Origin of the sequence: Pseudoalteromonas sp. Z1A6, from assembly GCF_011378745.1 — a bacterium.
Lineage (GTDB): Bacteria > Pseudomonadota > Gammaproteobacteria > Enterobacterales > Alteromonadaceae > Pseudoalteromonas > Pseudoalteromonas arctica.
The window spans coordinates 21,646-30,470 of record NZ_WTKW01000006.1 but is presented as its reverse complement, the minus strand read 5'-3'; the positions used below and the strand labels follow the sequence as shown (position 1 = coordinate 30,470).

Here is an 8,825-nt window from a genome sequence, read left to right as displayed (position 1 = left end):
TAATATAGAAAAAACGAATATAGTAAATAAAACACTAAATAAAATTGAATAGCTCATTTTTTAATTGCGGGACTCATAATTGCCGTATTTGTATAGCTGCAATATTTTGATCCTAGATGAATATGGCTTACTGTTTTTATTACACTAAACTCAATTCAATCTGCTATTAGTTGTTTGTATTTGATGATCACACAATTACGCAAACGTAACCTTAAGGAATAAAAAAGCATGCTTACATCAATCCCTGATTTACTTAAAATTATCACACCTAACCAGCGCCGTATTGACGCAGCACAAGCAAAGCTCGAGCTTGAACAAAATAAAGGCTTACTTATTGATGTGCGCGAACCAGCAGAACACGCAACAAATGCAGCTGTTGGAGCAATAAATATTCCGCGCGGGTTACTCGAAATGAAGTTGATGGAAATAGAAAAAGATGCAACACGCCCAATTTACTTACACTGTGCCAGTGGTGCACGTGCAACCCTTGGTGCAGAAGCGCTAACACGTGTTGGTTATGAAAACGTTAGTGTTATTACCTGTGATGCAAGCCAAATATGTAGCGTGTTTTAAGCATCTACTTAAGTGCTTGCAGTTATGCACCTAACAAAGGTAGGTGTTTAACGCTGTGATAAGTCAGTGCTAATTTAATACACGCTTTAAGTGGGTACTCTGGTAATGGCTTTTCACTATTTAACACTATTGCTCTATTTCCTTCAAAAGTGAGATTATGAGAATATAATTCTCTAAATGTAATTACGAGCTTTGATTGGCAATGAAAAAACAAATAACATGATGATCCTTTAAAGCCAATGCGAATGGGGCTGCCATTTATTGTGCTATAGCTTGGCTCTCCCCACTTTATTGACTCCTCCACAGCTCCCAAGTTTTGCTCTTGTGCTACGGTATAAATTAGCTCCCGTAATTTTATAAGCGTACTTTTAGTTATCTGAGGATAATTATTAAATATATTTTCAATATCCGTAGTCACAAAAACATCCTTATAAGCAAGATATTGGCTGTATTTAAAAATAAGTTACTTTTGCTGCCTTTCATCAAGTAAAACAAGTAGCATCTGCTCAATATTTTTAACACTATAAGTAAGTGCTCTCAGTAGCTCTTTCTCACTTTGTTCTGTCGCCTGCTGCGAAGTTTTACCTTGATTAGCCAATACATCTTTTTGCTCAAGTATCGCTTCTCTAAACTCACTCGCATTAACTACACCAAGCAAAGACACTAAAGCCCCATTTCCTGACTGCCCTGCCGTTTCAAAGCTTAAACGATATAACCCAAACAGTCGCATTAACGGCCCTTGGCTTAATCCAACATCAGTTATTTTTTCAAGCGGAATAGATTTTTCTTCTTTAAATAATATGCCACGTTTAACTACCAATTTTTGTGGTAATAAGTCAGCCGACATAGCTGCGAGTATTCGCCCGCCCACCAGCCATACGATAAGTAAAATGATAGGTATAAGCGGTATAGTAACAAGAGCCAACATTGCAAATAGCGAGGTAGTAACCATCCAATATTGTTTTACCTTGTAATCGAATGAAGCACTTTTTAAAATATGTTTTGTCATTGTTTTAATCCTTTATCTATATAACTACAAATACACTCTGTAAACTTCAATAATCTCTACTCAATCTTACAAACTAATAACGACTTTTATAGCAAGGGCAATAAACACAATACCCAGTATTTTATCAAGCCATGGGTTTTGCTTAGTAAAACCAAAGCGATTTTTTGAAACCTCAGTAAGTACTGCAACTAGCAAATACCAACCTGTATCAATTATAAACACGGTTAAGCACATAATAATGCCAATGCTTAAAGTGAGATTTTGCGGGTCTATAAACTGCGAAAACAACGCTAAAAAGAAAATGGCTAATTTAGGGTTTAAAAATGCAATGGCGAATCCATCTTGCAGCGCTTTAGTTGCACTTACCTCGCTTTTTTGTACTTGCAGTTCGTCATTATTGGGTTTTGCTAATAGTATTTTTAAACCTAAATAGGCTAAATATCCAGCACCCAAATATACAAGCACTTGGTATACCGTTGGAAATTGAGCCATCAATGTCCCCAAACCAAGTAACGAAGCGGCCGCATAAAGCCCAACACCCACGCCATGGCTAAGTGCAGCAAGCATACCGTTTTTCATTCCGCCACTCATTGTATGCTTTAGTACAACTGCAAGGCTTGGGCCTGGCGACATTGCACCCATCATGCATACAAGTACTAAACTAAACCATGCTGCTAATGTCATTTTTGTCCTTATAGTTCATCGTTTTCTATTAATAATATATAGGCCATTATTTGGCCTTATTACTTTCCAACCTTCTTGATTTTAGCGGTATATGCGCTCATTTAAATCATTTACATCAATGTCGTTACTAAAAACCACGCTTTTTAAATTCTACTATTTTTTGCATTGTTTGTTATCCACTTTATAAGCTGTATTCAAAATCGTAATAGTGAATGCCCTGCTCAACACGTATTTTCATGCTGCCAGTTAATCCTTCTAGCTCATTAGTGCCTGAGTCGGGGATTACATTTAAAATTAGGCTGTCTTGGCCTTTATCCATAGTGCCAAAATGCTGCAATACAAAACTGCCTTTTTTGCCGTCAAGCTCACCTATCACTTGCTCTATGGCAACATAACCGGCACTACCTTGGGTTGGCGTCATTGCGCTAAGCATCTCGCCTTGGCTTGTAGCATTTAAGTCACCTTTAAATGTTTTATCAATCGACATACGTCCTAAGTTAATACCTTGCTGCCCATTGGCGTAACCTTCAATTAGCGCTAAAGCCACTGTAAATTCACCACTTATTATTTTTGTTGTCATAACAATTCCTTATTGATGATATTTAATACTATTGATTTTTAATCCGATGATGCCATATCTATACCTTAACCTTTAAAAAGAATCCACTATGTCAAAAAACACCTCTGCATCCGAAAAAGCCGCTTTTAGCAGCTTATTACCTGTTTTTGCTTTTATAAAACCTTACAAATGGATGGTAGCCGCTGCGCTAGCCGCGCTATTGGTCACTGCGGGTGTTAACTTATCACTAGGTCAGGGGGTTAAGTTTGTTATTGATCATGGGTTTATTGCAGGCTCCAAGGAGCAATTGCAACAAGCTGTACTGGTACTCATTGGCTTAATCAGCTTATTAGCAATAGGCACCTTTAGCCGTTTTTATTTAATGTCGTGGATTGGCGAACGAGTCAGTAACGATATTCGAAAAGCCGTGTTTAATCGCATTGTTACCTTGCACCCTAGCTACTTTGAAGAAAACCGCAGTGGCGAGCTTATGTCGCGTTTAACCACCGACACCACACTACTGCAATCAATTATCGGCTCATCATTTTCTATGGCGCTGCGCAGTGTACTTATGTTGATTGGTGGACTCGCTATGCTGCTGTTTACTAATTTAAAACTTACTTTAGTGGTTGTAGCCTGTGTACCGCTGGTACTTGTTCCTATGATGATATTTGGTCGAAAGGTACGCAAACTAGCCAGCTCAAGCCAAGATGCCATTGCCGACATAAGTACCTATGCCGGAGAAATCATACAAAATATTAAAGTAGTGCAAAGCTATAGCCATGAAGAACAAGAGCAACATGCCTTTGCACTTGAGACCGAAAAAGCCTTTAACGTGGCTAAAAAACGCATTAAACAGCGTTCGTTTTTAATAGCCGTAGTGATTTTTTTAACCTTTAGTGCCATTAGCGCTATGCTATGGGTAGGTGGCAACGATGTACTTGCAGGTACCATGACCGGGGGCGAGCTAGGTGCATTTGTGTTTTACGCTATTATGGTTGCAATGTCGGTGGCAACCGTTGCTGAAGTATATGGCGAGCTACAACGCGCAGCAGGCGCGGCGGCAAGGCTGCTTGAGTTACTTGCTGTTAAAAGTGAAATAGAAAACCCGCTAAACCCACAAGATAGTAATTTACTGCAAGAAAGTAGCAGCCCTGCTATTACGCTTGAAAATATAAGCTTCAACTATCCCTCTCGCCCAGACGTAAGCGCGCTTAATAAAATAAGCCTAAATATAAATCAAGGCCAAACCGTGGCAATTGTTGGCCCTTCTGGTGCAGGTAAAACAACGTTATTTGAATTACTACAGCGCTTTTACGATCCGGCTAGCGGAGCCATTAAATTTAAAGATGTAAACATTAAAGATTTATCGCTTAATACTCTGCGCAATAAAATGGGCATGGTAGCGCAAAACCCTATTTTGTTTAGCTCCGATGTAATGCATAACATTCGTTACGGCAACCCAAGTGCAACCGACGAGCAAGTATACGCTGCAGCAAAGTATGCGCATGCCGATGAATTTATCAAACAGTTACCGCAAGGTTATAACAGCTTTTTAGGTGAGCAGGGTGTGAGGTTATCGGGTGGGCAGAAGCAGCGTATTGTGCTTGCACGTGCCATATTAAAAGACCCTGAAATACTTCTTCTTGATGAAGCCACCAGCGCGCTGGATGCGCAAAGCGAACACCATGTACAAGCTGCACTTGAGCATTTAATGCAAAACAGAACAACATTAATTATTGCCCATAGGCTGGCAACGGTTAAACATGCCGATGTAATTGTAGTGATGGAAAATGGGGAGATTATAGCAACGGGTACTCACCAAGAGTTGTTAGTAAGTAACCCGCTGTATCAAAAACTGTGTGAATTACAGTTTAATAAGGATTAACCTTCGGTATTTGGCACTATCTGAATTTCTACACGGCGGTTTTGAGCACGGCCATTTGCACTATCATTAGTTGCAATTGGGCGTGTTTCGCCATAGCCCATAGTGCTAATACGTGTAGCCATAATTTGTTGGTTCACTAAGTAGTCTTTCACACTTTGTGCGCGTTCACGCGATAGATTCATGTTGAAGCTATCTTTACCCGTACTGTCGGTATGACCTTCTACACTTAAGTAGGTTTTTTCGTACTTGTTCATTACTTTAGCAATTGCATCTAACGTATCGTTAAAGCCTGATGAAATATAAGACTGAGCAGTCGCAAACGTAATATTTGATGGCATTACTAAACGTAAGTTATCACCTTCACGCACTACTTCAACACCTGAACCCGCTAACTCATCACGAAAAGCCGCTTCTTGTTTATCCATGTAGTCGCCAACAGCAGCACCCGCAAGTGCCCCAATTGCTGCACCAATAAAAAAGCGTTTATCTTTATGGTTACTCGTAGCTTTACCTAATACGCCACCTGCGGCAGCGCCAATTGCTGCGCCTTTACCTGCATTATTCATTTCACAACCAGAAAGTAATACGGCTAGTACGGTTACGCTTAAAAGTGATTTAGTTAAAGTCATGGTGATACCCTATTCATTAAGAATTTAGCAAGAGTATGCAAATACATGTATGAACAAACTATGAAGAGGGTGTTAAAACCAACGCATCTTGCTTGATTGTTAAACAGACACCAAACTAATGTGTCATTTTAATAAAAATGTCATACTACACAGTGACAATTTGACGAATTTTACAAAGGATAATGGCGCAATGTTAATTGCTATTTTTAGACAGTTTTTTTTACTAGGGTGTATGAGCTTTGGTGGCCCCGCTGCGCATTTAGGTTACTTTAAACGCCACTTTGTAGACTCGTTAAATTGGTTAACTAACACCCGTTATGCACAACTTATTAGTTTAAGCCAAGCACTGCCTGGGCCTGGCTCTAGCCAAGTTAGTTTTGCTATTGGTGTTGAGCGTGCTGGAGTACTGGGTGGTATAGCTGCCTTTGTAGGTTTTACGCTGCCTTCGTTTTTAATAATGGTGCTGCTTGCGGTTAGTGCTCATCAGTTTGACGCTGTTTACTTTGCTATTATTGCAGGCTTAAAGTTATTTGCCGTTGTTATAGTTGCTGATGCAACACTTAGTATGGCTAAAAGCTTTTGTAAAAGTGCTGCGCTTAAGTTACTTGCGGTAATGAGTACACTTGCTTTGGTGCTATTTCCAATGATGGGAACTCAAATCGCTATTTTAATAACCGCTGCAACAATAGGTGCTATATGGCCTTTATTAAAACTGGGTACAGCCACAGAAAATGTTAGCAGTACAAAAAGTAATATTAATTGGATTGCACTGGGGTTATTTGCGCTCTTACTTGGTGTTAGCTTTATTCCACTAGGACATGAGTTTGCTTTGTTTGCCCCTTTTTACCAGGCAGGTGCAATGGTGTTTGGCGGCGGACACGTAGTACTGCCGGTACTTCAAGCTGGCGTACCAGCATTGAGTGATGATCAGTTTTTAAGTGCTTACGCGAGTGCACAAGCAGTGCCTGGGCCTATGTTTACTATTGCTACTTACTTAGGCGCACAACTTACTACAGAACAACCTTTAGTGGGTGCTCTTATAGCTACACTGCTTATATTTATGCCTGGTTTTTTACTTATACTCGCATTCCAAAAGAGCTGGATTAACTTGGCAAGTAAGCCACGTTTTGCAAGCTCAATAGCGGCGCTTAATGCCGCGGTAGTAGGTTTTTTAGCGGCTGCACTGTATTCGCCAATTTGGACATCAGCGGTGCATAACCTTTGGCAAGTTGCGTTAGTAATAATTACATTTGCATGGCTGCGATTTAAAAAGCCACCTATTTGGTGGCTCTTAGCTTTATTTATTGCTGTGGGTCTTTTACAACACTATTTGCCATTACTCTAAACGTTGGCTTATCTGTTTGTTGCTCACTCGGTGGGCTTAATTGCCCACTAACACTTTGATACGCCCTAAGCCCAAACACCGGCAACACGGCAAGTAAATGATCCATTATTTCGGCTTGTAAATGCTCGTACGAAATCCAGCGTTTGTCTTCACTAAAGCAATAAAACTCAATAGGTAAACCATGGTTTAGTGGTTGTAGCTCTCGTACCATTAACGTAAGCGACGTATTAATTTTACTGTGCTGTTTTAAATAGCCTTCAGCATAGCGACGAAATAACCCTAAATTAGAAACCTGAGCAGGTAATGTCGTCACTCGAATATAGTCGTGCAGCGGAATAGCCGCATCAATTTGTTTTCTAAACTCATCACCCACTAAACAAATACTGTGCATATCAATATTGAGTGAACGTTTAATACGTCTACCGCCCGACTCTTGCATGCCGCGCCAGTTTTTAAATGAACCCGCTACCAGCATATAAGTTGGAATAGTTGTTATGGTGTTATCCCAGTTACGTACCTTTACAGTGTTTAAACCCAAATCAATTACTTCGCCATCGGCGCCGTAATTTTCTACTTGAATCCAATCACCATAGGTTACTAGGCGATTTGCTGCTATTTGAATACTGGCTACAAAGCCTAAAATAGTGTCTTTAAATACTAATAACGTAACGGCAGCAATAGCACCAAAGCCAGAGAGAATATAAGTAGGTGACTTCTCAAGAAAAATGCTCACAATTAAAATTGCACACACAATAAAGGTTATTAGCTTAACAACCTGAATTAAGCCCTGAATAGGGACTTCGCGTGCAAACTCTAACTGGTTATAAATAGTACCCGCAATGCTCACAATACTACTAAAAATAAAACCCGCATAAATAATAAGCAAAGCTTGTCCTATTGTTTTTAGTATTTCTCCTGCAATTTCATTAACTGGGTATACGCTATCAAACGTAGCTAAAAACAATACGCAGCACAGCATTCCGGCAATACGTTTATTTAGCTTATTAAGCATAGGAGAAAGCGCACCAATTCGCTCAGGAGAAAGCCTCGTCACTATTTTTTGAATGCCAGGTAACATTAATCTACGAGTAAATAAGTAAACAATTAATAAAGAAAATATCCCTATTGAGACTGCGGTAATTGAGCTAAGAAAATCCGCGTCGGGTACTTTTTCAAACCAAGGAGCAATTAATTCCTGAAGATGGGTGTTGGTCATAGTGTTTCAATTTCCTTACTGATTTGTGGTTCAGGTAAATCTTGTTGAGCATAAATGTCGGCAAGCTGCTGATCTTTAGCAACCCATAGCTCATTCACATAATGTTGAAAATTAACTTTAAATACGTCATCGCTTTGATAGCTGCCCTGCATATTGTCATTAATGGGCGTTACGTCTATTGAAACATAAATAGAATCTAGCTCACCTTTTAGCAAGTTACGACAAACGTGATCTGTCTTACCGCTGTATACTAAACTTGTATTAAGCATGGCATCAAATTGATCGGCTAATACTTCAAGCGCAAAAGCAATGCCACCCGCTTTGGGCTTTAATAAATGCTTAAAAGGACTTTGTTGCAGATTATGTTTGGCTGGCGTATAGCGTGTACCTTCAACAAAATTAATGATGGTAGTAGGATGATGACGAAAATTACGACAGCTACGCTTCGTGCGCTCTACATCCAACCCTTTCAACTTTGGATTTTTAGCAAGCTGCGCTTTGCTTACCCGTTTCATAAACGGCATACCCATAGCCCACGCACCAGTGCCAATAAAAGGCATGTACTTTAACCCGTCTTTTAAAAAGAACTTAGGGGCAGGCAATGCATGTAATGAGCTAAGTACAGTTATATCTAACCAACTCGCGTGGTTACAAATAAGTAAATACCAACTTTTTGAGTTTAAGTCGCCACTTATATCAACCACAATGTTAGGGCAACCTAACCAAAGCCCTAAACGGTTGCCGTTACACCAACCTCGGTAAGCGCTGTGTAATATAGAGTTAACCACAGGCAAAGGCAGTAATAACTTAATAAGGCCCAGTACAAATACTAGCGAGCCAAAAAGTATCATGTTAGAAAACAATACGCAGCCTACAATTAAGCCGTTAAGCCAATTTGGTAACCACTTTTTTAGCATAACTG

The 8,825-nt window shown here is 39.8% G+C and carries 10 protein-coding genes; 3 read left to right on the top strand and 7 right to left on the bottom strand.

Going from position 1 to position 8,825, the window contains the following annotated elements; translation table 11 throughout:
- Positions 1–228 precede the first annotated feature (228 nt).
- Complete coding sequence (locus GQR46_RS00890) at positions 229–573, top strand: rhodanese-like domain-containing protein (protein WP_165729088.1); 345 nt, start codon at positions 229–231, stop codon at positions 571–573.
- Between the two features lie 22 nt (positions 574–595).
- On the opposite strand, the gene GQR46_RS00885 is transcribed toward GQR46_RS00890, so the two are convergent.
- The 4 genes from GQR46_RS00885 to GQR46_RS00870 form a co-directional block, all read right to left on the bottom strand.
- Positions 596–991 carry a DUF1801 domain-containing protein gene (locus tag GQR46_RS00885; RefSeq protein ID WP_165729087.1) on the bottom strand — a complete coding sequence of 132 codons (396 nt, stop codon included), beginning with the start codon at positions 989–991 and terminating at the stop codon, positions 596–598.
- A gap of 45 nt (positions 992–1,036) precedes the next feature.
- Positions 1,037–1,582 carry a PH domain-containing protein gene (locus GQR46_RS00880; RefSeq protein ID WP_165729086.1) on the bottom strand — a complete coding sequence of 182 codons (546 nt, stop codon included), beginning with the start codon at positions 1,580–1,582 and terminating at the stop codon, positions 1,037–1,039.
- Between the two features lie 66 nt (positions 1,583–1,648).
- Positions 1,649–2,266, bottom strand: coding sequence for a LysE family translocator (locus GQR46_RS00875; protein ID WP_165739398.1), 618 nt, complete (start codon positions 2,264–2,266; stop codon positions 1,649–1,651).
- A 181-nt stretch (positions 2,267–2,447) separates the two neighbouring features.
- The gene (locus GQR46_RS00870; protein ID WP_165739396.1) at positions 2,448–2,846 is read right to left on the bottom strand and encodes a DUF3224 domain-containing protein; all 399 of its coding nucleotides are present in this window, start codon (positions 2,844–2,846) and stop codon (positions 2,448–2,450) included.
- Between the two features lie 88 nt (positions 2,847–2,934).
- Between GQR46_RS00870 and GQR46_RS00865 the strand changes: the two genes are divergently transcribed.
- Positions 2,935–4,713, top strand: a complete 1,779-nt coding sequence (locus GQR46_RS00865; protein WP_165739394.1) for an ABC transporter transmembrane domain-containing protein — start codon at positions 2,935–2,937, stop codon at positions 4,711–4,713.
- Here GQR46_RS00865 and GQR46_RS00860 read toward each other — a convergent pair.
- Entirely contained in the window at positions 4,710–5,342 is a 633-nt protein-coding gene (locus tag GQR46_RS00860) for an OmpA family protein (RefSeq protein ID WP_165739391.1), read from the bottom strand. The two genes, GQR46_RS00865 and GQR46_RS00860, sit on opposite strands and share 4 nt — an antisense overlap.
- A gap of 190 nt (positions 5,343–5,532) precedes the next feature.
- Here GQR46_RS00860 and chrA point away from each other — a divergent pair, with 190 nt between their 5' ends.
- On the top strand, positions 5,533–6,687 hold the full coding sequence (gene chrA, locus GQR46_RS00855) for a chromate efflux transporter (RefSeq protein WP_165739389.1): 1,155 nt from the start codon (positions 5,533–5,535) through the stop codon (positions 6,685–6,687).
- Here chrA and GQR46_RS00850 read toward each other — a convergent pair.
- Complete coding sequence (locus GQR46_RS00850) at positions 6,644–7,903, bottom strand: mechanosensitive ion channel domain-containing protein (protein ID WP_007584595.1); 1,260 nt, start codon at positions 7,901–7,903, stop codon at positions 6,644–6,646. The two genes, chrA and GQR46_RS00850, sit on opposite strands and share 44 nt — an antisense overlap.
- A complete protein-coding gene (locus GQR46_RS00845; RefSeq protein ID WP_024591377.1) occupies positions 7,900–8,820 on the bottom strand; it encodes an acetyltransferase in 921 nt (306 codons plus the stop codon). The genes GQR46_RS00850 and GQR46_RS00845 overlap by 4 nt, the downstream gene beginning before the upstream one ends.
- Between the last annotated feature and the right edge of the window lie 5 nt (positions 8,821–8,825).

Bases quoted from the DNA above. Each gene is read 5' to 3' on its own strand.
- GQR46_RS00890 (WP_165729088.1), top strand. From the start codon at position 229: ATGCTTACATCAATCCCTGATTTACTTAAAATTATCACACCTAACCAG.
- GQR46_RS00880 (WP_165729086.1), bottom strand. From the start codon at position 1,582: ATGACAAAACATATTTTAAAAAGTGCTTCATTCGATTACAAGGTAAAA.
- GQR46_RS00875 (WP_165739398.1), bottom strand. From the start codon at position 2,266: ATGACATTAGCAGCATGGTTTAGTTTAGTACTTGTATGCATGATGGGT.
- GQR46_RS00870 (WP_165739396.1), bottom strand. From the start codon at position 2,846: ATGACAACAAAAATAATAAGTGGTGAATTTACAGTGGCTTTAGCGCTA.
- GQR46_RS00865 (WP_165739394.1), top strand. From the start codon at position 2,935: ATGTCAAAAAACACCTCTGCATCCGAAAAAGCCGCTTTTAGCAGCTTA.
- GQR46_RS00860 (WP_165739391.1), bottom strand. From the start codon at position 5,342: ATGACTTTAACTAAATCACTTTTAAGCGTAACCGTACTAGCCGTATTA.
- chrA (WP_165739389.1), top strand. From the start codon at position 5,533: ATGTTAATTGCTATTTTTAGACAGTTTTTTTTACTAGGGTGTATGAGC.
- GQR46_RS00850 (WP_007584595.1), bottom strand. From the start codon at position 7,903: ATGACCAACACCCATCTTCAGGAATTAATTGCTCCTTGGTTTGAAAAA.
- GQR46_RS00845 (WP_024591377.1), bottom strand. From the start codon at position 8,820: ATGCTAAAAAAGTGGTTACCAAATTGGCTTAACGGCTTAATTGTAGGC.